We start from the raw sequence: 22,873 nt of genomic DNA on the forward strand, positions 1-22,873 counted from the left end.
CAGCAGATCGAGCTTATCTTGAGGCGCGTCGGTCTCGACCTCGAAGCGCAACCGGATCTCCTGGAAGCCGACCGGCGCCTCCTTGTCGACGCCGAGCGTGCCGCGGAAGTCGAGGTCGCCTTCGGCGATCACCTGACCGCTCTTGAGCGGCACCTCGACCGCGGTCGCCACCGATTTCAGCGTGACGCCGGCGCAGGCGACCAGCGCCTCCAGCAGCATGTCGCCCGAGCAGAGCTCGAGGCCGGAGCCGCCCGTCCCCGGATGCAGGCCGGCCACGGCGAGCGCGCGGCCGGTCTCGACCTTGCAGGTCAGGCCTTCATCGCCCACCGAGCCCTTGGCCTTCAGCGTGATGACGGCGGCCGACGGATCGGACTTGTAGCGTTCCTTGAACGGCGCCTGCAGCGCGCGCAGCTCGGTCGCATCCATGCTGTATCCTCCCAAAAATCGTTTCAGCCGGTATAATCGGCGTCGCCGACAAAGTCAGCCTTTGAGTGACAACGGCACGCCCTCCCGACCCGGGCAGGACAACCTTATATTGCCTCGTGACAGCACAGGCTGTGTTCGATATCCGGATGGTCCATGGACACCGTTGCGACAGATCACCTCAGGGACGACGTGGACTTCGACAGTGCCGCCATCGCAGCGGCGGTCGAGGCGCTGGCCAAGCAGCATTCCGGGCGCGAGGACATGTTCCGCTCGGCGGTGGCGCAATTCCTCAAGGCCGAGCTGGTCAAGGCGCGCGCGGCGGCCCAGGCGCAGCTGTTGAGGGATCGCCACGGCCGACGCTGCGCCGAGCGGCTCTGTTTCATCCAGGACGAGATCATCCGCATTCTCTACGCCGCCGCCACCGGGCATCTCTACCGGTCCGACGTGCCGAGTGGCGCGGAGCGCATGGCGGTGGTCGCAACCGGTGGCTATGGCCGCGGCCTGATGGCGCCGGAGTCCGACATCGATCTCTTGTTCATCCTTCCCTACAAGCAGACCGCCTGGGGCGAGCAGGTCGCCGAAGCCATTCTCTACTGCCTCTGGGACATGGGGCTGAAGGTCGGCCACGCCACCCGTTCGGTCGACGAATCGATCCGCCAGGCGCGCGGTGATATGACCATCCGCACCGCGATCCTGGAGACGCGCTATCTCGCCGGCGACCGTCCGCTCTATGACGAGCTGGTCGCGCGTTTCGACAAGGAGGTGGTGCAGGGCACTGCGGCCGAGTTCGTGACCGCCAAGCTCGCCGAGCGCGAGGAGCGCCATCGGCGCGGCGGCCAGTCGCGCTATCTGGTCGAGCCCAATGTCAAGGACGGCAAGGGCGGGCTGCGCGATCTCCATACGCTGTTCTGGATCGCGAAATACGTCTATCGCGTGCGCGAGACCGACGAGCTGCTCGAGCGCGGGGTGTTCGACGCGCATGAATTTCGCACCTTCCGCCGCTGCTCCGATTTCCTGTGGTCGGTGCGCTGCAACCTGCATTTCCTGAGCGGCCGTCCCGAGGAGCGGCTGTCGTTCGACCTGCAGCGCGAGATCGCGGTGCGGCTTGGCTACACCAGCCATCCCGGCATGCAGGATGTCGAGCGCTTCATGAAGCACTACTTCCTGGTCGCCAAGGAGGTCGGCAACCTCACCGCGATCCTGTGCGCGAAGCTGGAGGACCAGCAGGCCAAGCCCGCGCCGGTGCTGAGCCGGATGATCTCGCGGCTGACGACCGGCTCGACCTGGCGCCGGGTGCCCGAGAGCGACGATTTCATCGTCGACAACAACCGCATCAATCTCGCCGCGCCCGATGTCTTCAAGCACGATCCGGTCAACCTGATCCGCATCTTCCGGCTGGCGCAGAAGAACAATCTCGCCTTCCATCCGGACGCGATGCGCGCGGTGACGCGCTCGCTCAGCCTGATCAACACGGGCTTGCGGGAAGATCCGGAAGCCAACCGGCTGTTCATGGAGATCCTGACCTCCAACGAGGCCGAGGTCGTGCTGCGGCGGATGAACGAGACCGGTGTGCTCGGCCACTTCATCCGCGCCTTCGGCCGCATCGTCTCGATGATGCAGTTCAACATGTATCATCATTACACGGTCGACGAGCATCTGATCCGCTGCATCGGATTCCTGCAGGAGATCGAGCGTGGCGGCAGCGACGAGTTCGTGCTCGCTTCCGATCTGATGCGCAAGATCAGGCCCGAGCACCGGCCGGTGATCTACATTGCCGTGCTGCTGCACGACGTCGCCAAGGGCCGGCCTGAGGATCATTCGATCGCCGGCGCCAAGGTGGCGCGGCGGCTGTGTCCGCGGCTCGGCTTCAGCAATGCCGACACCGAGCTCGTTGCGTGGCTGATCGAGGAGCATCTGACGATGTCCACGGTGGCGCAGTCGCGCGACCTCTCCGATCGTCGGACCATCGAGAATTTTGCGGCCGTCGTGCAGTCGGTCGAGCAGATGAAGCTTTTGACCATCCTGACCACCGCCGATATCCGCGGCGTCGGTCCGGGCGTCTGGAACGGCTGGAAGGCGCAGCTGTTGCGCACGCTGTATTACGAGACCGAGCCGGTGCTCACCGGCGGCTTCTCGGAGGTGAACCGCGCCAAGCGGCTGGCCGCGGCGCAGGCCGAGTTCCGCATGGCCATGACCGACTGGCCCGAAGTCGAGCTCGGCGCCTATATCGCTCGTCACTACCCGGCCTATTGGCTCAAGGTCGAGCTGCCGCGCAAGATCCGCCACGCCCGCTTCGTGCGCGCGAGCGAGCAGGCGGGCCATAAGCTCGCAATCAATGTCGGGTTCGATCCGGCGCGCGGCGTCACCGAGCTGACGATCTTCGCGATGGACCATCCCTGGCTGTTGTCGATCATCGCGGGCGCCTGCGCGTCCGCCGGCGCCAACATCGTCGATGCGCAGATCTACACCACGACCGACGGCCGCGCGCTCGACACCATCGCGATCTCCCGGGAATATGAGCGCGACGAGGACGAGGCCCGGCGCGCCACGCGGATCGGCGAGACCATCGAGCAGGTGCTGGAAGGCAAGCTCAAGCTGCCGGATGCCGTGGCGCGACGGACCACGCGCGGCAAGCAGCACAAGGCGTTCTCGGTCGAGCCCGAGGTGACCATCAACAATCAGTGGTCGGAGCTCTACACCGTGATCGAGGTCTCCGGCCTCGACCGTCCGGGCCTGTTGTATGAGCTGACCACGGCGATCTCCAAGCTCAACCTCAACATCACCTCCGCCCACGTCGCGACCTTCGGCGAGCGCGCCCGCGACGTGTTCTACGTCACCGATCTGCTGGGCGCGCAAATCAGCGCGCCGACGCGACAGGCCGCGATCAAGAGCACGCTGTTGCATCTGTTATCGGCCGACGAGGCCGCCGCACAGCCAGCGGCATAGGTCCCGACTCTCTCCCTTGTCATTCCGGGGCGATGCGGAGCATCGAACCCGGAATCCATTTTGCTGCACGACATGAGGTTAGATTGATTCCGGGCTCGCCCTTCGGGCGCCCCGGAATGACGAGGAGGAGGGAGGACGCGTCCATCAGCGAGCATGCGCGCTGTGGAACACTAAACCTCCACGCCCTCGTGCCGCAGCAGCCAACGCTTGCGCATCAAGCCGCCGCCATATTTCACCAACCCGCCGTCGGCGCCGATCAGGCGGTGACAGGGCAGCACGACACTGATCGGATTGGCGCCATTGGCGTGACCGACCGCACGCATCGCTTTGGGCGCCTGCAATTGGGCCGCCATCGCGCCGTAGCTCATGGTCTGGCCCGCGGGAATTCCCGGCAACGCCGCCCAGACCTTGCGCTGGAACTCCGTTCCGGCAACGCGCCATCCGACCTCGGCCAGCCGGTCGAGATCGCCGTTGAAATAGGCCGATAGCGCCGCCTTCATTGCCGCGGGCGCCTGCCCGTCCTTCAGGACCACTGCGCCATAGTGGCGCCGAAGCAGATCCAGCATCCGCGGCGTATGATCTTCCCAGTCGAGGGCGCGCAGCACGCCATCGTCATCGGTGACCAGCAGCGCTGCGCCGATCGGCGTGGACAGCCGGTCGAGGCTGAAAGTGGTGGGCGGCTTTTGCGTCAGGCGGCTGCGTTCGGGCATTGTCGGTTTCACCGGTCCCGGTTGATGCATTCTTAACGCTCTATGTCGGCTCCGAGCCTCGGCGTCGACCCGAAATCCGTAATCGCTGGCCGGCCGCCTCGTCTTGCATGGCGCCATGGCTTCCTCCACAATCGCCGGCAGCGATGGCGTCCAAAACAATCAAGACCATCGCGCGAAAACATCCAGGAGGAACACAGCCCATGAGAGATGGCATGATTCGTCTCGCCGGGGTGGCTGCGCTTGCGGCCGCGCTCTCGGTCACATCAGCTTACGCCCAGAAGAAATACGATCCCGGCGCCTCCGACACCGAGATCAAGGTCGGCCAGACCGTGCCGTTCTCCGGCCCCGCTTCGGCCTATGCCTCGATCGGCAAGACCCAGGCCGCTTATTTCAACATGATCAACGAGCAGGGCGGTATCAACGGCCGCAAGATCAAGCTGATCCAGTATGACGACGCCTATTCGCCGCCAAAGGCGGTCGAGCAGGTACGCAAGCTGGTCGAGGACGACGAGGTGCTGTTGACGTTCCAGATCATCGGCACGCCCTCAAATGCCGCCGTGCAGAAATATCTCAACGGCAAAAAGGTGCCGCAGCTGTTTGCCGCGACCGGGGCCACCCGTTTCACCGACCCGAAGAACTTCCCCTGGACGATGGGATATAACCCCAACTACTTCACCGAGGGCCGCATCTACGGCCAGTACATCCTCAAGGAACATCCCAACGCCAAGATCGGCGTGCTCTATCAGAACGATGATCTCGGCAAGGACTATCTGAACGGCATCAAGGCCGGCCTTGGCGACAAGGCGTCGAGCATGATCGTGGCAGAGGCGTCCTACGAGGTCTCCGATCCAACCATCGACTCCCAGATCCTGAAGCTGAAGGCCTCCGGCGCCGATCTGTTTTTCTCGGCCTCGACCCCGAAGCAGGCCGCACAGGCGATCAAGAAGATCGCCGAGCTCGACTGGAAGCCGGTCCACATCGTCGACATCAACGCCACCTCGGTCGGCGCGGTGATGAAGCCCGCGGGGCTGGAGGCCTCCAAGGGGGTCATCTCCGTGAACTACGGCAAGGACCCGCTCGATCCGGCCTGGAAGGATGATGCCGGCATGAAGCGCTATTTCGACTTCATGGCGAAGTATTATCCGGAAGGCGACAAGAACTCCAACTTCAACATCTACGGCTACTCGACCGCGCAGCTCCTGGTGACGGTGCTGCAGATGTGCGGCGACAATCTGACCCGCGAGAACGTGATGAAGCAGGCGGCGTCGTTGAAGCACGTGGTAGGCGATCTGTCGCTGCCGGGCATGGAGCTCAACACCTCGCCGACCGACTATCGTGTCAACAAGCAGCTGCAGATGATGAGGTTCAACGGCGAACGCTGGGAGCTGTTCGGCCCGATCCTGGAGGACCAAGGCGCAGCGGGCTAGCCATATTGACGGCTTGGGCTGTCAGCTATCTCGTCATGGCCGGGCTTGACCCGGCCATCCAGCGACGCGGTCGCTCGTGCAAGGTGGATGCCCGGGCCTTCGCCGCGCCGAAGCGGCTACGGCCGCGCAGGCGGGTCAAGCCCGGGCATGACGTTCTTGAGCGGGCTGTGTCTCATCGGGCCAAGCCCATCGCATCACAACGGCAGCTCGCCATATTCCCGGTTCGCCAGGCTCGCTTCCTCCAGATCGAGGTCGCGCTCGATGCGGCGCCGCGTCTCGTCGGTGATCCTGCCATCGCGCAGCATGACGTGGATGAACCGGCGCTCGACCGCGATCAACTCGCGGGTCAGCTCGATGCCGAGCGCGGACGCATCCTGCTGATCGGGATCGAGCGCCTGCGGCAGCTGGTTGAAGCGCACCTCATGGCGGGCGCGCAATAGCCGCACCACCTCCTCGGACAGCTCGCGATCACTGGTCATCGTCTCCAGCGAGCGCAGCGCGGTGTCGAGCGCCTCGCGTCGGGCTTCTATCTCCTGCTCGTGCTCGGCGGCATGTTCGGCGCGCCCCGCGCTCGTCACGCCGAGCCATTTAACCACGCGCGGCAGCGTCAGCCCGAGCCCGACCAGCGTGAAGAAGATCACGCCGAAGGAGACGAACAGGATGAGGTCACGATAAGGAAAGGCATCGCCGGTCGAGAGCGTCAGGGGCAGCGCCAGCGCCGCCGCCAGCGACACGGTGCCGCGCACGCCGGTGAAGCCGAGGATGAACACCCATTGCCAGGGCGGCGAGGGATCGCGTGCGCGCAGGCTTTTCGAGAGCCAGCGCGGCAGATACGTGGCGGGAAAGATCCAGGCGAAGCGCGCGAGGATGATGATCACGACGACCAGCGCCGTCACCAGCATGATGTCGTGCAGCGGGAACGCCTTGGACTTCTCGTAGAGCAGCCGCATCTGGAAGCCGGTGAGCAGGAACAGCATGCCCTCGATCAGGTAGATGACGAGGTCCCAGAAGAAGATGCCCTGCAGCCGCGTCGCCGACCGGATCAGAAGCGGCCCGTTCCAGCTCATATAGAGGCCGCAAGCCACCGTCGCGATCACGCCGGAGCCACCGACATGTTCGGGAATCCAAAAAGCCAGATAGGGCGTGAGCACCGACAGCGTGATCTCGATCTGCGGGTCGCAGGCATAATAGCGGGCGCGCAGCATCAGCCAGCCGACGCCGATGCCGAAGGCGACCTCGCCCACGACGATGAGTGCGAACTCGCCGGTGGCGACCGGCAGCGAGAACGTGCCGGTGGCGATCGCGGCGACGGCAAAGCGATAGAGGATCAAGGCGGTGGCGTCATTGGCAAGGCCTTCGCCTTCGAGCACCACCAGGATCCGGCGCGGCAGCTGCAGCCGGCGGGCGATCGCAAGCGGCGCCACCACATCGGGCGGCGCGACGATGGCGCCAAGCAGGAAGCCGACGCTCCAGGGCAGGCCGATCAGAAAGTGAGTCGCGGCCGCGACCGCGCAGGCGGTGAAGATGACGCAGCCGACCGCGAGCAGCACGATCGGGCGCAGGCTGAGCTTGAACTCGCGCCAGCTCATGGCGACGCTGGCCGAATAGATCAGCGGCGGCAGCACCACCAGCAGGACCAGCTCCGGCGGTAGGGCGAAGGCGGGTATGGTCGGCACGAAGGCGAGCGCGATGCCGGCCAGCATCAGCAGGATCGCCGGGGCAATCCCGGCGCGGCGCGCGAGCAGTGCGGTTCCCGCCAAAACCGTGAGCAGGATCAGAAACAGCTGAAAATCGTCTTCCATGCCGCCCTAACGTTCTGGCGTCGCTCGCCGCAACACTCAGTCCCGCAAATCGTAGCGGTAGGATTTGGACACGATCTGCCAGCCGTCCTTGAGCTTCATCGCCACCAGATAGTCGGTGAAATAGCGCGGCGGCAGCTGGCAGCGGACCTTGATGAAGGCGGTGTTCTCGTCCGAGCGGTCGATCGTGACGATGAAGTCGTCCCGCGCCTTGCCCTCCGACTTTGCCGACGGCCGCTTGCGTACCCAGGCCTGCCAATCGGGCACGGTCAGGACCTTCAATTCCCCATTCTCGATCCAGCGCAGATCGGCCGTGGGATGGAAAATCGCGCCGAGCTTGTCGGCATCGCCCTCATAGAGTGCGTCGAAATAGCCCTGAACCACGGATTCGACACTGGACCGATCGGCGCTCATAGCTCTCTCCCTTCGCTACGGAACGAACGATAGCGCATTTTCACCGCAAAAATGTGATTGGCAAGCCGCACCAAGGTCACATCCGCGGCGACAAAGAATGCTGGTTTTGGCCCGAGCACGAACGCGCAAGTCTTCTACTCAAGTCTTCTACACCACGTTTTGTACACCAAGTCTCCGAAACCCAGCCTCCGAAACCACGGGCCTGTCACGATGTCTTGGCCGCAATCGCTTCAGTTTCTCCGCCTGCTGCTCGCGGCGACGCTACTCCTGCTGTGCCAGCCGGCATTTGCCGGCAAGCGGGTGGCATTGATTATCGGGAACTCGGCCTATCAGAACGTTCCGCCGCTGGCGAACCCGGTCAATGACGGCGCGGTCATGACCCGGACCTTCAAGGATGCCGGTTTCGACGTCGTCGACTTCCGCCGCGATCTGTCGGCGCAGCAGACACGGCGGGCGCTGCGCGACTTCGCCGACGTCGCGCGCGATGCAGATATCGCGGTGGTCTATTACGCCGGGCACGGCATGGAGTCGGAAGGCGCCAACTACCTGATCCCCGTCGATGCGCGGCTGGAGCGCGACACCGACGTCTATGACGAGACGCTGTCGCTCGACCGCATTCTGGTCGCGATCGAGCCGGCCAAGAAGCTGCGCCTGGTCATCCTCGATGCCTGCCGCGACAATCCCTTCGCCAAGGCCATGGAGCGAACCACGGCCACGCGCGGCATCGGACTCGGCCTGGCCAAGGTCGAGCCTTCCAGCCCGAATACCTTGATCGCCTATTCCGCAAAGGCGGGATCGACGGCGCAGGACGGCAGCGGCAGGAACAGCCCGTTCACGATCTCATTGTCGCGGCGTCTCACCACGCCGGGGCTCGACATCCGCAAGGCCTTCGGCTTTGTGCGCGACGATGTGTTGAAGGCGACCGGCAACCGCCAGGAGCCGTTCGTCTACGGCTCGCTCGGCGGCGAGGACGTTCCGCTGGTGCCGGCAGCGCGTGTCGCGGCGCAGCCGCCGGCCACAGCCAATCCGCGGGCGGACGCCCGGCGGGACTATGAGCTGGCGCTGCAGATCGGCAACAAAGGGGCGTTCGAGGCTTTCCTGACGCAATATCCCGACGGCTTCTATGCGAGCCTTGCCCGGCTGCAGCTCGACAAACTGACGGCGGACGAGAATCGCGCCGCGCTGGCCGAGCAGGCACGGGCGGCGGAAGCCGAGCGCGCCCGTCTCGCCGCCCAAGGCGCGGCCAAGGAGGTGCTGGCTCAGGCCGAAGCAAAGGCGCAGGCCGAGGCCAAGGCGGCGGAGCAGGCGCGGGTCGCGGCCGAGCAGGTCGCGGAGATCGCACGCCAGCAGGCGGCGGAAGCCGAACGCACTCGGCAGGAGGATTCGGCGACTCCGCTGCAGGCGGCGCTGGAGACGGCGGGGACGGAGCCGGCAGACGCTGATTTGGCGCCTACGAAAAAAGGTCCGCCCAGGAAGCCGATCGCCGGTCGCGATCGCAGTGACGACGAACCGTCGGCCCGCAAGCGGCGATCCTCGGAGCGGCGGCTGGGGATGCCAGCGATCGTTGATAGCCGGCCGCTTCCGGATGAGGTCAAGCCGCAGCTTCGGGCGGAGAAGCCGGCCCTCGTGTCAGGACAGATCTATTGCGATGCTTATCTATGCCGTCCGGTGCGGCGCGGCTGCCATCTCGATTATCGCGGCGGCGGCGGCCCCGCCCAGAACGCCAGCGTGGAAGTGTGTGATTGATTAGCTCGGACTGGGCGGGCCTCATGGTTCTCCCGGCGATGCGACGCATCGTCCGGGGACGCGCCGCAAGCGGCGCTCCTCACCATGAGGGTCGGAGGTTCGCCGCGAACTCTGCCCGCGTCCTGAGGAGCTCGCCGGAGGCGAGCGTCTCGAAGGACGGTGGCGATTGAGATCGCCTTGCGAAATTTTTCCGATAAGCGAGAACCCTGCCAGAGCTGAGCGGGAGGGGGTCCGAGCGGCGGCAAAGGAAGGCCTTGATAGCAGCGGGGCTCAGCTTGAGATCGCGCTCGCGGCGATGTTGACCATCAGCGCGACCAGGGCCGTGTTGTAGACGAAGGAGATGATGCCGTGCACGGTCGCCGTGCGGCGGATCACCTTGTCGGTGATGCCGACGTCGGACACCTGGGCGGTCATGCCGATCACGAAGGAGAAGTAGACGAAGTCCCAATAATCGGCATGTTCGTCCTTGGTGTCGCCGCTTGGAAATTGCAGGCCGCCGGGCTTGAGCGTGCGATAATAATCATGGGCGTAGTGCAGAGCGAAGGTGGTGTGCACGATCGCCCAGGACAGGCTCACCGTGATCGTGGCGAAAGCGAGCTCGAAGGCGCCGCGCTTCGAGGCGCCGAGCTCGAACACGATCGCCGCAATGCTGGCGAAGGCACCGAGCGCCGTCACCATCAGGATCACGAAGCGGCCGTCGTCCTGCTTGATGGCGTTGCGGCGGATGTGCTGGTGCTGGCACTGCAGCATCATGATGATGACGAGCGACAGATACAGCGTCGCGAAGATGTCCCAGCAGAGCAGAAGGCGCGTGACCGCTCGCCACGCCGCCGGCAGCACGAAGAACGACAGGATCGCGATGCCGAGCGCGATGAAGGTGCGCGGCCGCGCATAGACCACGCGCAACGCCATCGGCAGCCGGGCGAAACGGGCGAGCGCGGCGTCTTCAGTGTGCTCCGGCCGGACGGGCACGCTCTAGTTCTTGCGCTCGGCCACGAAGCGGGCGGTGGCGCGCAGTACATCTGCCTTGGAGCCGAACATCGAGAGCGCCGCATCGCCGCGCGCAAGCAGGTCCCGAACGCGCTGCTTGGCGCCCTCGATTCCAAGCTGGGTGACGAAGGTGGTCTTGCCGAGCTCGGCGTCGGCGCCGGCCGGCTTGCCGAGCGTCGCCGCATCGCTCTCGACGTCCAGCAGGTCGTCCGCAATCTGGAAGGCCTCGCCGAGCGCGCGGCCGAAATCGTCGAGCGCCTGATATTCCTTCGCCGAGGCTTGGCCGAGAATGGCGCCGGCGATGCAGCCGAAGCGCAACAGCGCGCCGGTCTTCATCTGCTGCACGCGGGCGACATCGACCGGCTCGCGGTCGCCGAAGCGGCCTTCGCCGGCGAGGTCGAGGATCTGACCGCCGGCCATGCCGCCGATGCCGGCGCAGCGGGCTAGCGCCCGGGTCAGCGCCAGACGAACGCCGGCGTCGGGATGGATCTCGTCGCGGGTGATGATATCGAACGCAATGGTCAGGAGCGCGTCGCCGGCGAGAATGGCGGTCGCGTCGTCATAGACCTTGTGCAGAGTGGGGCGGCCGCGGCGGAGGTCGGAATTGTCCATCGCCGGCAGGTCGTCATGGATCAGGGAGTAGCAGTGGATGCATTCCAGCGCCGCGCCCGCCAGCAGCGCGCCGGTGGGTGGCACGCCGAAAATCGCGGCGCTCTCGACCACCAGGAACGGACGCAGCCTCTTGCCGCCGTTCAGGCTGGAATAGCGCATCGACTCAATCAGCCGCTTCGGCCGCACGATCTCGTCCGGCATCGCCTTGTCCGACAGCAGGTCGCCCAGCAGGGCTTCGGTGTCCTCGGCGGTCTTGTCCAGGCGTTGGGTGAAGTCGGTCACGGCCGTCGCGGTCATCAAGAAGGGCTCCAAAGGGGATTCATTCGCAGCAAAAAATTCGCCGGACAATCGTTGATGACGCAGGCTACGTCAATTGCGCGGCGCTTGGCCGCGTCGGCGCGAAAAAGGCAGGAAATTTCATGGAGATATCGGATAATCGCGCAGGACCATCGTTGATCATGCCTTAACCATTTCCGCGAAGCCCTCAATTTGCGCCCGCTCCGAACCCTCTTTGTGATCATCCTGCTAGTGCTGCTCGTGCCCTACGGGCTCACGCCGTTCTATGCGGTGGGGCACCCGGTTTCGGCCCTGATGCTGTGGCGCTCGGTGACCGGCAGGCCGGTCGAGCGGCGCTGGATCGATCTTTCGGCGATGTCACCCTATTTGCCGCGCGCGGTGGTCGCGGCGGAAGATGCCAAGTTCTGCGGCCACCATGGGGTCGACTGGGACGCGCTGCGCGAGGTGATGGACGATGCGGAGGAGGGCGAGGTCTCGCGCGGCGGCTCGACCATCACCCAGCAGCTCGCCAAGAACCTGTTCCTGTGGCCGGGCCGCAGTTTCGTCCGCAAGGCCCTGGAACTGCCGCTCGCACTCTGGATCGATGCGGTGCTGCCAAAACGGCGGATCCTGGAACTGTACCTGAACGTCGCCGAGCTCGGCCCCTCAGGCCAGTTCGGGGGCGAAGCCGGGGCAAACTATGCTTTTGGACGGTCCGCCGCCGTCCTCGGCGCCCGTGAGGCGGCCCTGCTCGCGTCGATCCTGCCCAATCCCGTCAAGCGCAGCGCGCGGAATCCGGGACCCGGCGTCCGCCGGCTGGCCATAACCTATGTGGCGCGGGCTCAATCCCCTGCGCTTCAGACCTGTTGGGGCGAGGGCCGGTAGTCGCGATACGCGAATTTTGGCCGAAATTGCCGCAAACGGCGCTAGCATTAAGGGACCTCATCCTCTATAAGCGCGGCCTTGATCGGCATCCGGGCCCGCCGGCGATTGCTTGCGGCCGTCGCTGAGCGACGATGTCCTGCTGATGCCATAAAAGATTACCCCTAGAGGATACGGATATGGCCGTCCCCAGAAGAAAAACGTCGCCCTCGCGACGTGGCATGCGTCGCTCGGCTGATGCGATCAAGAAGCCGACCTATGTCGAGGACAAGGATTCCGGCGAGCTGCGTCGTCCGCACCACCTGGACCTCAAGACCGGCATGTATAAGGGCCGCCAGGTCCTGAAGAAAAAGGACGCCTGATTGGCCGCCAGCGTGCGGCAGGCGGATGCCTGCCGCGGCGCGGCCATCGATGGGGTTGAGAGCGGTCCCGTGCGAGCCCATTCGCCGGGACCGTCGCGCATGATGAACGCCGCACTCCTTTGTTCTCGTCCTCGTGTTTCTCGTCCTCGGCTCTTAGAAGGTGCGCAGTGGTTCAATCCTTGCGCGGTTGAAGGCGTCACCGATGTCCATGGTCGGCTTTCCGCTGCTGCTGATCCCGCTGGCGATCTACAACATGATCGCCTTCTTGATGCCGGCGGTCGGCTTCAACGAGACGCTCGTGCAGGTGCGGCTGGTCTCGGGCGAGATGTGGACGGTGTCGCTCGGCGACATCCTGCTTGCGCTTGGCGTGCTGCTGCTGTGGCTCGAGGTCATCAAGGCTGCCCGACCGAACGGCAAATATCTGACCGACCATCTGCTGTCGTTCCTGGTCGCGGCCGGCGCCGTGGCCGAATTCGTGATGTGGCCCAAATTCGCCAACTCGACCTTCTTCCTGCTGGCCCTGCTCGCCACGGTGGATTTTTTCGCAGGCATCGGCCTGCGCAACAAGCGTCGCCGCGGGATGGTCGCCGTTGCGGCAGCCCCCGCATCGCGGGTCGAACCTGCGCCGCGGGTTGAACCCGCGCCAGAGCCCGAGCCGCCCGCCGCGGAGCCCGAGTTGCCGGCAGCGGAGCATGCCGAGACTGACGTCGCGCCGGCCGAGCATGCGCCGGCTGCTTCCAGCGAGCCCGCACCGGCGCCAGCGACCCCCACACCTGCGACCCCTGTTGCACCCGCGACCCCTGCCGTGCCAGCGGCGGCAGCCGTCGCCGAGTCCGTGCTGCTGGATCCTCCGGACCCGCGCGTTGCCGTGCCCGCGGCAACCGAGCCGCCGCCGAAAGCGGCCGACCACGCCCTGCCGACTGAGGCTGCCGAGCCCGCCTCGCCGCACGAGCCGGCGCCGCATGAGCCGGAGCGGACTCCTGACGCGCCGAAGCCGTAAGTGCGCCGCGACGCCCTCGCGTCAGATGACTAGCTTTTCTGAGATGACTTTATCCTAGATCACCTGTCGGGTTCGCCCGACTCGATGGTCCGTCTGCAGATGAGCCGCATAGGCCGAGAGTGCGTCGGCCGGCGCTGCGCGGCGGAGATTGCGCGTTTGCGGCAGTTGCTCGGCCGTGGCGATCAGGTGAGCCAGAAAGGTGGGATCGGGGCGCACCGAGCGGTGCGTCGCGGATGCGCGACCGGCTGCGTGGACGAGCGGGACCAGCGCGACGCTCTCTGTCGAGGCGGCGTCCTGCGCAGACGTTTCATTCCGGTCAATTGTTAACATCGTCCAACCAAATCCGGCTCTGCTTGTCTTATTTTGGAACGCCGGATCCTTTCCTCCCCAGGACATCGCAAGAGAAATGCCGTTTGCGCGGCGGCCGTTCCCCGATGTTCTGTGTTGGTTTACGCCTGGAGCGCATCCCCTTGCAAATGGCCTGTCGCAACAAAATGCTCTCATTAACCAGAAGTGCGTAGGCTGATTCGCGACGCCGGTGCCGCTACAGGCGGCCGCATGCCGGTCATCTGCAACTGTTGCGGCCGCGATCGAAACCGGCCGTGTCCCGAAACGAGGCGATCTTGACAGCCGAATTGCCGCAGACCTCGATGATTCTGGCGTCCCTCGGCCAGGCCGCCTTCGTCTGGGATATTGCCACCGACACGATCGTCTGGAGCGACCATGTCGGCGCGGTGTTTCCCGACATCCCGCTGTCGCAGCTCTCGCGTGGCGCCGATTTTGCCAAGCTGATCGAGCCGCAGCAGGCGATTCGCTCCGAGGTGCTGTTGCAATCACCGCCGCTGCACGGCGCAGTCGGCGCACCTTACCGCATCGAATATGGGGTGCGGGCCCACACCGGCGCGCCGCTGCTTTGGGTCGAGGAGACCGGCTGCTGGTTCGCCGACGCCGATGGTCGGCCGGCCCGCGCGCAAGGTCTCGTCTGTATCAACAACGAGCGCCACGCCCGCGACGAGCAGCTGCTTAGATCATCCCAGCATGATCCGCTGACCGGGGAGCTCAACCGCAGCCATCTGATCGCTGCCCTCGCCGCGGCGATCGAGGAGGCCCAGCGTTTCCGCTTCTCCTGTGCCTTCATGCTGGTCGGCATCGATCATCTGGCGCGCATCAATGATGCCTTCGGCTTCGACGTCGCCGACGGTGTGATCCTGGAGGTCGCACAGCGGATTCGCGCGCGGCTGCGCGGCGGCGATGTCCTCGGGCGCTTCTCCGGCAACAAGTTCGGGCTGATTCTGAAGAACTGCACGACGGACGATATGACGGTCGCGGCCGAGCGCTTCCTGGCCGCGGTGCGCGACGACGTGGTGCCGACCAGATCGGGGCCAGTCGCGGTCACCGTGACCATCGGCTCCGTCAGCGTGCCACGTCACGCGCGCACGACCGAGGAGGCCATCAACCGCGCCCATGAGACCTTGGATGGCGCCAAGCGACGCCGGGTCGGCTCGTTTGCGGTGTGGCGGCCCAATGTCGAGCGCGACGCGCAACGCAAGGTCAATATCCGCGTCACCGACGAGATCGTCACCGCGCTCAACGAGCGGCGGATCGTGACCGCCTTCGAGCCGGTGGTCGAGGCCAGCTCGCGCGCGCCGGCGTTCTACGAATGTCTGGTGCGGATGCAGCAGGACGACGGACGGGTGCTGCTAGCGCCCGACATCGTGCCGGTGGCCGAGCGGCTCGGTCTGATTCGTCTGGTCGATCATCGCGTGCTGGAACTCGTCGTCGCCGAGCTCGCGGCCGCACCCGGTGTGCGGCTCAGCCTCAATATCTCGCCCGAAACCACGATGGATCCGGACTGGTGGGCGTCGATCGAATTCCTGATGCGAGCACATCAAGGCGTCGCCGAGCGGCTGATCGTCGAGATCACCGAGACCTTGGAAATCCAGGACCTCGACGATCTCCGCGGCTTCGTCTCGCGGCTCAAGGATCTCGGCAGCCGGATCGCGATCGACGATTTCGGCGCCGGCTACACCTCGTTCCGCAACCTGCGCAAGCTCGGCGTCGACATCGTCAAGATCGACGGCGCCTTCGTGCAGAACCTGGCGCGCTCCGCCGATGATCGCGCCTTCGTGCAGACGCTGATCGATCTGGCGCGGCGGCTGCAGATCAAGACAGTCGCGGAATGGGTGCAGGATGAGGAATCAGCCGCGCTCTTGCGCGAATGGGGCTGCGACTACATCCAGGGTCGGGTGATCGGACTCGCGGCGACTCAGCGTCCCTGGCGGACGGCGGCCGAGCAAGCCTTGCCCGTGGCGGGCTGAGATCTCTGCCTTTCGCGGACAAGAGCGCCACCGCATATCGCACGCGGAGGCCTGGCCCTCATGGTTCTCCTGGCGATGCGAAGCATCGTCCGGAGACGCGCGGCTTTGCTGCCCCTCACCATGAGGGTCTACGATTTCACTGCGAAAGAACCCTCATCCTGAGGAGCCCGCCACAGGCGGGCGTCTCGAAGGATGGCCACGACGAGAACCGCCTGAGCGAACCTTCAGGCCTAAAGCGAACAGTCACGGCAGCTTTCGCGAGGACGACAAGCCGAAAATTATCCCTCCTGCTTCGGCTCCTTCGACATGCGGTCGAGCCGCTCCTGCATCTCCTTCATCTGACGGCGCAGGTCGTCGATATTGTCGTCGGTGGCCGCAGGCTCCGCAGCCTTATCCTCGGTGCGTGCAGGTACGAACGGCTTGAACATCGAGAAGGTCTGCTGAAACAGCTCCATGTTGCGGCGGACCTGCTCCTCAAGCGGCGCGAACGGCGTACCGCTCAAGGTCTCGGCGATCTGCTTGCGGAACTTCTCCTGTTCCTTGGTCAGCGTATCGATCGACTGCTCGAGATATTTCGGCACCACCATCTGCATGCTGTCGCCGTAGAACCGGATCAGCTGGCGCAGGAAGGTGGTGGGCAACAGGTTCTGGCCGGCCTTGTTCTCCTGCTCGAAGATGATCTGGGCGAGCACCGAGCGGGTAATGTCGTCGCCGGTCTTGGCGTCGTAAACCAGGAAATCCTCGCCCTCCTTAACCATCGCGGCGAGGTCTTCCAGGGTCACATATGTACTCGTCCCGGTATTATAGAGCCGCCGGTTCGCATATTTCTTGATTGTGGTGGGTTGGTCGGATTTCGCCATGGAAGCTCACACATTCATACCGAGGGCGGGAAAACCCCGCGGGGGCACCGCAGGGGACGAGCTACGCAATTGCGATAGGGTAATCACTTTCGGGCGAGTTCGGCTACGGTTTTGTGCGAGACGGTTAATTCCAAAGCAGAAATTGTGCTTATGAAACGGACAGCCGCGCCAATTTGAATGCGCCGCAGCAGGAAACAGAGCTCTCGCTCATTGACATGCCTCAACGAGGTTAACAGGATGCGATCTAGAGATTGCGCATCCGCCAATCCGGGGCTTGCCGTCGTCCCCACCGGCACGCTGCAGCACCCCACGGTTCGAATTTCTTTTAAGTTTCAAAGACTCCCGTCCCCAAAAGCAAAACTCAGGAGATGCCCATGTCAGACGATGTCGTCATCGTCAGCGCCGCCCGCACCCCGGTGGGAAGCTTCAACGGCGCGTTCGCCAATCTGCCGGCCCATGAGCTCGGCGCGATCGCGATCAAGGCCGCGCTGGAGCGCGCCGGCGTCGAGCCCGGCCGCGTCTCCGAAGTCATCATGGGTCAGATCCTGACTGCCGCCCAAGGCCAGAACCCCGCCCGCCAGGCTTCGATCGCCGCCGGCATCCCGGTGGAGAGCCCGGCCTGGGGCGTCAACCAGCTATGCGGCTCCGGCCTGCGCACGGTGGCGCTGGGCTACCAGGCGCTGCTCAACGGTGATTCGGAGATCGTGGTGGCCGGCGGCCAGGAGTCGATGAGTATGGCAACCCACGCGCAGCATCTGCGCGGCGGCGTCAAGATGGGCTCGCTCGAGCTCGTCGACACCATGATCAAGGACGGTCTGTGGGATGCCTTCAATGGCTATCACATGGGCAACACCGCCGAGAACGTCGCGAAGCAATATCAGATCACCCGCGCGCAGCAGGACGAGTTCGCAGTCGCCTCGCAGAACAAGGCCGAGGCGGCGCAGAAGGCCGGCCGGTTCAAGGACGAGATCGTGCCGGTGACAATCAAGAGCCGCAAGGGCGATGTCGTGGTCGATGCGGATGAATATCCGCGCCACGGCGCGACGATGGATGCGATGGGCAAGCTGCGCCCCGCTTTCGAGAAGGACGGCACCGTCACGGCCGGCAACGCCTCCGGCATCAATGACGGCGCGGCCGCCGTCGTGTTGATGACCGCCAAGCAGGCCGCGAAGGAAGGCAGGACGCCGATCGCTCGCATCGTCTCCTGGGGCCAGGCCGGCGTCGATCCGAAGATCATGGGCACGGGCCCGATCCCAGCATCGCGCACTGCGCTAAAGAAGGCCGGCTGGAATATTGCCGACCTGGACCTGATCGAAGCCAACGAGGCCTTTGCGGCACAGGCTTGCGCGGTCAACAAGGATCTCGGCTGGGATCCGGCCAAGGTCAATGTGAATGGCGGTGCGATCGCGATCGGACATCCGATCGGCGCTTCCGGTGCGCGCGTGCTGGTGACGTTGCTGCATGAGATGCAGAAGCGCGACGCGAAGAAAGGCCTTGCGACATTGTGCATCGGCGGCGGTATGGGCATCGCGATGTGCATTGCACGCGACTAAAAACGCGGCAGCGATTGCGAATGCTATAATCTTCGCACCTGCACGCATCTGAACTAAAGAACAACGCCCGGCGACATCGCCGGGCGTTTTGTTCTTGATGTCCGTCAAACAGGTCGCATAATCCGTGATTAGATAACGGTGCTGCGCGAGATGGTTGTGAGGTCCTGCCGATCGATCATGTGCGACAAGCGGCCGACGGCGATACATCTTAAGATTGTGACGCTTGAGCGAGCCAAAGGAACGAGCCGAGTAAACGACCAAGGGAAGGATGCGACATGGCACGGGTTGCGTTGGTAACGGGTGGAACGCGGGGCATCGGAGCGTCAATTGCTAAAGCGCTAAAGGCCGCCGGATACAAGGTCGCCGCCAATTATGGTGGCAACGATGCGGCCGCGGAGAAATTCAAGGGCGAGACCGAGATTCCCGTCTACAAATGGGACGTCAGCTCGTTCGAGGCCTGCACCGACGGCATCAAGAAGGTCGAGGCCGATCTCGGGCCGATCGAGATCCTGGTCAACAATGCCGGCATCACCCGCGACACCGCGTTCCACAAAATGTCGCTCGAGCAGTGGAGCGCCGTGATCAATACCAATCTCGGCTCGCTGTTCAACATGACGCGGCCCGTGATCGAGGGCATGCGCGCGCGCAAGTTCGGCCGCATCATCAACATCTCCTCGATCAACGGTCAGAAGGGCCAGTTCGGCCAGGTGAACTATTCGGCGGCGAAGGCCGGCGATATCGGCTTCACCAAGGCGCTCGCGCTGGAAACAGCGAAAGCGGGCATCACCGTGAACGCGATCTGCCCCGGCTATATCAACACCGAGATGGTGCAGGCGGTGCCGAAGGACGTGCTGGAGAAGTCGATTCTGCCGCTGATCCCGGTCGGCCGGCTCGGCGAGCCCGAGGAGATCGCGCGTGCCGTCGTGTTCCTGGCCGCCGATGACGCCGGCGCCATCACCGGCTCGACGCTGACCATCAATGGCGGTCAGTACATGGTGTGAATCGTGATCGTCATTGCGAGAAGCGATCGCGACGAAGCCATGCGACTTCGCTATTGAAGCTGGCATGGATTGCCTCGCTTCTCTCGCAATGACGACCTCATGTCCCCTCGCACCGCGACCCTGATCGGCCTCACCGCGATCCTGATGTGGTCGCTGCTTGCGGTGATGACGGTGGCCACCGGGGTCATTCCCGCGTTCCAGCTCGCCGCCATGACCTTTGCCATCGGCGGCGTGGTCGGCACCTTGACCTGGATCGGGCGGCCCGGGGCCATGAAGGCCTTGCGTCAGCCGCCTGTCGCTTGGATCGTCGGCGTGGGTGGCCTGTTCGGCTATCACGCGCTGTATTTCCTGGCGTTGCGCTTTGCGCCGCCGGCCGAAGCCGGTCTTCTGAATTATCTCTGGCCGCTGCTGATCGTGCTGTTCTCGGCGTTCCTGCCGGGCGAGCGGCTGGCGCCGCATCACATCATCGGCGCCGCGCTCGGTCTTGCCGGCACCGTGCTCCTGTTCGTCGGCAATGGCGCGAGCTTTGCGGCCGGCCAGGTGCCGGGGCTGCTCGCCGCCTTCATCGCGGCCTTCGTGTGGGCGACCTATTCGGTGCTGTCGCGCCGGCTCAAGGGGGTGCCGACCGACGCGGTGGCTGGTTTCTGCCTGGCGACCGCAGCGCTTGCCGCGATCATGCACCTTGCGGTCGAAGCCACGGTCTGGCCGGAGACGTTGACGCAATGGCTGGCCGTCATCGGACTCGGGGTCGGACCGGTGGGGGCCGCGTTCTACGCCTGGGACATCGGCATGAAGCGCGGCGATATCCGCGTGCTCGGTGCGGCGTCCTACGCCACGCCTTTGCTGTCGACGGCGTTCCTGATCCTGGCGGGCTTTGCCCGGCCGAGCGCGAACATCGCGCTTGCCACGCTCCTGATCGCCGGCGGCGGGCTGGTCGCCGCAAAGGACATGCTGCGCATCCGCCGCCAAGCCCGCTGAGCAGCCTGCGGGCCGCATGGCCCGCGCGGCGTGGCACTCCTGCCAACATCGTTGACGGCGACTTAACCGGAACCTCCCAACCGGCCCTGCAGTGGTAGTTTACAACCGTTCGGTGGTTTTCGGACGCAACACACCTAACCCCGCTTTTACCTGCGGTCAGCAAGTTAGTGGCCTCGATGGTGTTGATACGGGGCGGCATATGCGGGACCTGAGACGCGACCTGGCTCGCGCGCGAGAGTTATTTCGCGTGCCCGCTGATAATCCCGAGCTCACGCGCGCGCAGTTTCTGGCTTTCTCCAAGCAGGTGCCGCTGCTCTACTTCATCCTGATCACCAACAGCATCGCGGTTGCCTACACATTCCTGCCGCTGGCGCCGGCGTGGCTGACCATCAGCACGCCTGCGCTGCTGACGTCGTTAACGGGCATTCGGACGATCTGGTGGCTGCGCCAGCGCAATGTCGTGCTCGACGATGCGGAGATCCTGCGCAATCTGCGCGTGACCAACCGGATTGCCGGTCCGATCGGCGCCCTGTTCGTCGTCTGGTCGTTCGCGCTGTTCCCCTATGGCGATCCGTTCGCCAAAGGCCAGATCGCATTCTACATGGCGGTCACCGTCATCGGCATCATCTTCTGCCTGATGCACCTGCGCTCGGCCGCGCTGATCGTGACGCTGGTTGTGATCGTTCCCTTCGTCATCTACTTCATGGCCACGCGTGAACACGCGTTGCAGGCGATCGCGGTGAACCAGCTTCTGGTCTCAGGCGCAATGGTCACGGTGCTGTTCATCTACTACCGCGATTTCGCCGACCTTGTTGCCAGCCGCAAGTCGCTACTCGCAGAGCAGGCCGCGACGCAGGCTCTTTCGGATGAGAACTTCCGGCTCGCCAATCTGGACTCCCTGACTGACCTGCCCAATCGCCGGCGCTTTTTCTCCGAACTCACCCGCTTCTTTGCCGATGCCGAGCGCGACGGCACGAGGCTCGCGGTCGGCATCATCGATCTCGACGGCTTCAAGCCGATCAACGATACCTATGGTCACACCGTCGGCGACCGCGTCCTGATCGAGGCGGCGCGCCGTCTCGGCGAGGTCTGCGACGGCTGCGGGCCGCGGGTTCATCTCGCCCGCCTCGGTGGCGATGAGTTTGGCCTGGTGGTCGGCGACAATCCCACCGATGAGGATCTGCTCGCGCTGGGCCGCCAGATCACCGATCGCATCAAGCTGCCGTACCAGCTGGATACGGCCCATACCGGTCTGTCCTGTTCGATGGGCTTCGCGCTCTATCCGCGCTCGGCCACCGCCGCCGAACCGCTCTATGAATGCGCTGACTACGCGCTTTATCACGCCAAGCGCCACGTGCGCGGCGGCGCGGTCATCTTCTCCAGCGAGCTCGAAGCCGAAATCCGCAGCCGCAGCGTGATCGAGCACATGCTGCGGACGGCGGATTTCGAAACGGAGATGCAGTTGGCATTTCAGCCGATCATCGACGTCAGAAGCGAGCGGACGAGAGGCTTCGAAGTGCTGGCGCGCTGGCAGAGCCCGAAGCTCGGGTTGGTGTCGCCGGGCGACTTCATTCCTGCCGCCGAACGCACCGGAGTCATTCGCGCCTTAACTCGTGTCCTGCTGGTCAAGGCACTGGCCGCAGCCGCGACCTGGCCGGATGATATCCGCATCTCCTTCAACCTCTCGGCTCACGACATCTGCTCGCCGGACGGCATCCTGCACCTGATCTCCGCGATCGAAGCGAGCGGCGTTGCGGCCGGCCGTATCGAGTTCGAGATCACCGAAACCGCGGTGACCTATGATTTCTCCCGCGCCGAGCATTCGATCGCGGCATTGAAGGCGATGGGCTGCGGCATCTCCCTGGACGATTTCGGCACCGGCTATTCGTCGCTCAGCCACGTCCACCGGCTGCCGCTCGACAAGCTCAAGGTCGACCGCAGCTTCGTCGCCGATATCAACAGCAATCCAATCAGCCATAAGATCGTCAAGTCGCTGACCGGCCTTTGCGCCGACATGGAGATCGCTTGCATCGGCGAAGGCGTGGAGACCGAAGCGCAACTCGAGAGCCTGCGTCGGCTGGGATGCGATTTCGTTCAGGGCTATTACTTCGCCAAGCCGATGCCTGCGGACGCCGTCGCCGGCTTCCTGGCCGAGGAACGTCGACGCGTGTCCGAGACATCGACGCAGAAGCGCGCAACGGGCGCGTGATCCGAACGCTACGTATGGGTCCGAATGAAGCGCGGGCCTCATGGTTCTCCCGGCGATGCGGAGCATCGTCCGGAGACGCATTCGTCGCATCAGTCAGCCGCGCGGCGTCCAGCCTGGCGGTGCCAATTCGAAGCCCGAAAATTCGAATCCGGGTGCAACCGAACAGCCGACCAGGGTCCAGTCGCCGGTCGATTCGGCGGACTGCCAGGCATGCGCCGGCACCACGGCTTGCGGCCGCTCGCCGGCGAGCAGATCGCTGCCCAGCCGAATCGCCTGCGGCTCGCGTCCGTCCTCGGCGATGCGCAGGGTCAAGGGACTGCCCGCATAGAAATGCCAGACCTCGGCGGCATCGACCCGATGCCAA

20 protein-coding genes are annotated in these 22,873 nt (G+C 64.7%); 11 read left to right on the forward strand and 9 right to left on the reverse strand.

Annotation, left to right across the window (positions count from 1 at the left end; genetic code table 11):
• Positions 1-426 (reverse strand): OsmC family protein (locus BRAS3843_RS10405; protein WP_035981336.1); only part of this gene is annotated, 426 nt, incomplete at its 3' end.
• Positions 427-579: 153 nt separating this feature from the next.
• On the opposite strand from BRAS3843_RS10405, the gene BRAS3843_RS10410 reads away from it, so the two are divergent.
• The gene (locus BRAS3843_RS10410; protein ID WP_008968818.1) at positions 580-3,372 is read left to right on the forward strand and encodes a [protein-PII] uridylyltransferase; all 2,793 of its coding nucleotides are present in this window, start codon (positions 580-582) and stop codon (positions 3,370-3,372) included.
• 170 nt (positions 3,373-3,542) lie between these two features.
• Here BRAS3843_RS10410 and BRAS3843_RS10415 read toward each other — a convergent pair whose 3' ends face one another.
• Positions 3,543-4,082 carry a methylated-DNA--[protein]-cysteine S-methyltransferase gene (locus tag BRAS3843_RS10415; protein ID WP_008968819.1) on the reverse strand — a complete coding sequence of 180 codons (540 nt, stop codon included), beginning with the start codon at positions 4,080-4,082 and terminating at the stop codon, positions 3,543-3,545.
• 200 nt (positions 4,083-4,282) lie between these two features.
• Between BRAS3843_RS10415 and BRAS3843_RS10420 the strand changes: the two genes are divergently transcribed.
• Positions 4,283-5,509: an ABC transporter substrate-binding protein gene (locus tag BRAS3843_RS10420; protein WP_008968820.1), complete on the forward strand. Its 1,227-nt coding sequence runs from the start codon at positions 4,283-4,285 to the stop codon at positions 5,507-5,509.
• 194 nt (positions 5,510-5,703) lie between these two features.
• Here BRAS3843_RS10420 and BRAS3843_RS10425 read toward each other — a convergent pair whose 3' ends face one another.
• Together BRAS3843_RS10425 and BRAS3843_RS10430 are read right to left on the reverse strand one after the other, a co-directional pair.
• The gene (locus BRAS3843_RS10425; RefSeq protein WP_008968821.1) at positions 5,704-7,311 is read right to left on the reverse strand and encodes a Na+/H+ antiporter; all 1,608 of its coding nucleotides are present in this window, start codon (positions 7,309-7,311) and stop codon (positions 5,704-5,706) included.
• A gap of 36 nt (positions 7,312-7,347) precedes the next feature.
• On the reverse strand, positions 7,348-7,722 hold the full coding sequence (locus BRAS3843_RS10430) for a nuclear transport factor 2 family protein (RefSeq protein ID WP_008968822.1): 375 nt from the start codon (positions 7,720-7,722) through the stop codon (positions 7,348-7,350).
• A gap of 210 nt (positions 7,723-7,932) precedes the next feature.
• On the opposite strand from BRAS3843_RS10430, the gene BRAS3843_RS10435 reads away from it, so the two are divergent.
• A complete protein-coding gene (locus BRAS3843_RS10435) occupies positions 7,933-9,468 on the forward strand; it encodes a caspase family protein (protein ID WP_008968824.1) in 1,536 nt (511 codons plus the stop codon).
• 270 nt (positions 9,469-9,738) lie between these two features.
• Here BRAS3843_RS10435 and BRAS3843_RS10440 read toward each other — a convergent pair whose 3' ends face one another.
• Positions 9,739-10,380: a DUF1345 domain-containing protein gene (locus BRAS3843_RS10440; RefSeq protein WP_050886408.1), complete on the reverse strand. Its 642-nt coding sequence runs from the start codon at positions 10,378-10,380 to the stop codon at positions 9,739-9,741.
• A gap of 63 nt (positions 10,381-10,443) precedes the next feature.
• Positions 10,444-11,367 (reverse strand): polyprenyl synthetase family protein, encoded by a 924-nt coding sequence (locus tag BRAS3843_RS10445; protein ID WP_008968826.1) that lies wholly within the window; start codon positions 11,365-11,367, stop codon positions 10,444-10,446.
• A 192-nt stretch (positions 11,368-11,559) separates the two neighbouring features.
• On the opposite strand from BRAS3843_RS10445, the gene BRAS3843_RS10450 reads away from it, so the two are divergent.
• The 3 genes from BRAS3843_RS10450 to BRAS3843_RS10460 all read left to right on the forward strand — a co-directional run bounded on the left by BRAS3843_RS10450 (position 11,560) and on the right by BRAS3843_RS10460 (position 13,590).
• Entirely contained in the window at positions 11,560-12,231 is a 672-nt protein-coding gene (locus BRAS3843_RS10450; RefSeq protein ID WP_035981338.1) for a transglycosylase domain-containing protein, read from the forward strand.
• Between the two features lie 176 nt (positions 12,232-12,407).
• Complete coding sequence (gene rpmF, locus BRAS3843_RS10455) at positions 12,408-12,590, forward strand: 50S ribosomal protein L32 (RefSeq protein WP_006610266.1); 183 nt, start codon at positions 12,408-12,410, stop codon at positions 12,588-12,590.
• Positions 12,591-12,792: 202 nt separating this feature from the next.
• Positions 12,793-13,590 carry a hypothetical protein gene (locus tag BRAS3843_RS10460; protein ID WP_008968828.1) on the forward strand — a complete coding sequence of 266 codons (798 nt, stop codon included), beginning with the start codon at positions 12,793-12,795 and terminating at the stop codon, positions 13,588-13,590.
• A gap of 54 nt (positions 13,591-13,644) precedes the next feature.
• On the opposite strand, the gene BRAS3843_RS10465 is transcribed toward BRAS3843_RS10460, so the two are convergent.
• Positions 13,645-13,920: a hypothetical protein gene (locus BRAS3843_RS10465; protein ID WP_035981341.1), complete on the reverse strand. Its 276-nt coding sequence runs from the start codon at positions 13,918-13,920 to the stop codon at positions 13,645-13,647.
• Between the two features lie 320 nt (positions 13,921-14,240).
• Here BRAS3843_RS10465 and BRAS3843_RS10470 point away from each other — a divergent pair, with 320 nt between their 5' ends.
• Positions 14,241-15,908, forward strand: a complete 1,668-nt coding sequence (locus BRAS3843_RS10470) for a bifunctional diguanylate cyclase/phosphodiesterase (RefSeq protein ID WP_085966945.1) — start codon at positions 14,241-14,243, stop codon at positions 15,906-15,908.
• Positions 15,909-16,186: 278 nt separating this feature from the next.
• Here the strand turns inward: BRAS3843_RS10470 and phaR are convergent, their stop codons facing one another.
• A complete protein-coding gene (gene phaR, locus BRAS3843_RS10475) occupies positions 16,187-16,768 on the reverse strand; it encodes a polyhydroxyalkanoate synthesis repressor PhaR (RefSeq protein WP_008968830.1) in 582 nt (193 codons plus the stop codon).
• Positions 16,769-17,142: 374 nt separating this feature from the next.
• Here phaR and BRAS3843_RS10480 point away from each other — a divergent pair, with 374 nt between their 5' ends.
• The 4 genes from BRAS3843_RS10480 (at position 17,143) to BRAS3843_RS10495 (ending at position 22,509) form a co-directional block, all read left to right on the forward strand.
• Positions 17,143-18,321 carry an acetyl-CoA C-acetyltransferase gene (locus BRAS3843_RS10480; protein WP_008968832.1) on the forward strand — a complete coding sequence of 393 codons (1,179 nt, stop codon included), beginning with the start codon at positions 17,143-17,145 and terminating at the stop codon, positions 18,319-18,321.
• Between the two features lie 275 nt (positions 18,322-18,596).
• Entirely contained in the window at positions 18,597-19,322 is a 726-nt protein-coding gene (gene phbB, locus BRAS3843_RS10485) for an acetoacetyl-CoA reductase (RefSeq protein WP_008968833.1), read from the forward strand.
• 99 nt (positions 19,323-19,421) lie between these two features.
• A complete protein-coding gene (locus BRAS3843_RS10490) occupies positions 19,422-20,300 on the forward strand; it encodes an EamA family transporter (RefSeq protein ID WP_008968834.1) in 879 nt (292 codons plus the stop codon).
• Between the two features lie 199 nt (positions 20,301-20,499).
• The gene (locus tag BRAS3843_RS10495) at positions 20,500-22,509 is read left to right on the forward strand and encodes an EAL domain-containing protein (RefSeq protein WP_008968835.1); all 2,010 of its coding nucleotides are present in this window, start codon (positions 20,500-20,502) and stop codon (positions 22,507-22,509) included.
• A gap of 93 nt (positions 22,510-22,602) precedes the next feature.
• Here the strand turns inward: BRAS3843_RS10495 and BRAS3843_RS10500 are convergent.
• A partial coding sequence (locus BRAS3843_RS10500) for a cupin domain-containing protein (RefSeq protein WP_035981342.1) occupies positions 22,603-22,873 on the reverse strand: 271 nt, incomplete at its 5' end.

Origin of the sequence: Bradyrhizobium sp. STM 3843 (genome assembly GCF_000239815.1) — a bacterium.
GTDB lineage: Bacteria > Pseudomonadota > Alphaproteobacteria > Rhizobiales > Xanthobacteraceae > Bradyrhizobium.

Bases quoted from the DNA above. Each gene is read 5' to 3' on its own strand.
- BRAS3843_RS10415 (WP_008968819.1), bottom strand. From the start codon at position 4,082: ATGCCCGAACGCAGCCGCCTGACGCAAAAGCCGCCCACCACTTTCAGC.
- BRAS3843_RS10495 (WP_008968835.1), top strand. From the start codon at position 20,500: ATGCGGGACCTGAGACGCGACCTGGCTCGCGCGCGAGAGTTATTTCGC.
- BRAS3843_RS10440 (WP_050886408.1), bottom strand. From the start codon at position 10,380: ATGGCGTTGCGCGTGGTCTATGCGCGGCCGCGCACCTTCATCGCGCTC.
- BRAS3843_RS10445 (WP_008968826.1), bottom strand. From the start codon at position 11,367: ATGACCGCGACGGCCGTGACCGACTTCACCCAACGCCTGGACAAGACC.
- BRAS3843_RS10460 (WP_008968828.1), top strand. From the start codon at position 12,793: ATGTCCATGGTCGGCTTTCCGCTGCTGCTGATCCCGCTGGCGATCTAC.
- BRAS3843_RS10480 (WP_008968832.1), top strand. From the start codon at position 17,143: ATGTCAGACGATGTCGTCATCGTCAGCGCCGCCCGCACCCCGGTGGGA.
- BRAS3843_RS10410 (WP_008968818.1), top strand. From the start codon at position 580: ATGGACACCGTTGCGACAGATCACCTCAGGGACGACGTGGACTTCGAC.
- BRAS3843_RS10465 (WP_035981341.1), bottom strand. From the start codon at position 13,920: ATGTTAACAATTGACCGGAATGAAACGTCTGCGCAGGACGCCGCCTCG.
- BRAS3843_RS10425 (WP_008968821.1), bottom strand. From the start codon at position 7,311: ATGGAAGACGATTTTCAGCTGTTTCTGATCCTGCTCACGGTTTTGGCG.
- BRAS3843_RS10420 (WP_008968820.1), top strand. From the start codon at position 4,283: ATGAGAGATGGCATGATTCGTCTCGCCGGGGTGGCTGCGCTTGCGGCC.
- phaR (WP_008968830.1), bottom strand. From the start codon at position 16,768: ATGGCGAAATCCGACCAACCCACCACAATCAAGAAATATGCGAACCGG.
- BRAS3843_RS10430 (WP_008968822.1), bottom strand. From the start codon at position 7,722: ATGAGCGCCGATCGGTCCAGTGTCGAATCCGTGGTTCAGGGCTATTTC.
- BRAS3843_RS10490 (WP_008968834.1), top strand. From the start codon at position 19,422: ATGTCCCCTCGCACCGCGACCCTGATCGGCCTCACCGCGATCCTGATG.
- phbB (WP_008968833.1), top strand. From the start codon at position 18,597: ATGGCACGGGTTGCGTTGGTAACGGGTGGAACGCGGGGCATCGGAGCG.
- BRAS3843_RS10435 (WP_008968824.1), top strand. From the start codon at position 7,933: ATGTCTTGGCCGCAATCGCTTCAGTTTCTCCGCCTGCTGCTCGCGGCG.
- rpmF (WP_006610266.1), top strand. From the start codon at position 12,408: ATGGCCGTCCCCAGAAGAAAAACGTCGCCCTCGCGACGTGGCATGCGT.
- BRAS3843_RS10470 (WP_085966945.1), top strand. From the start codon at position 14,241: ATGATTCTGGCGTCCCTCGGCCAGGCCGCCTTCGTCTGGGATATTGCC.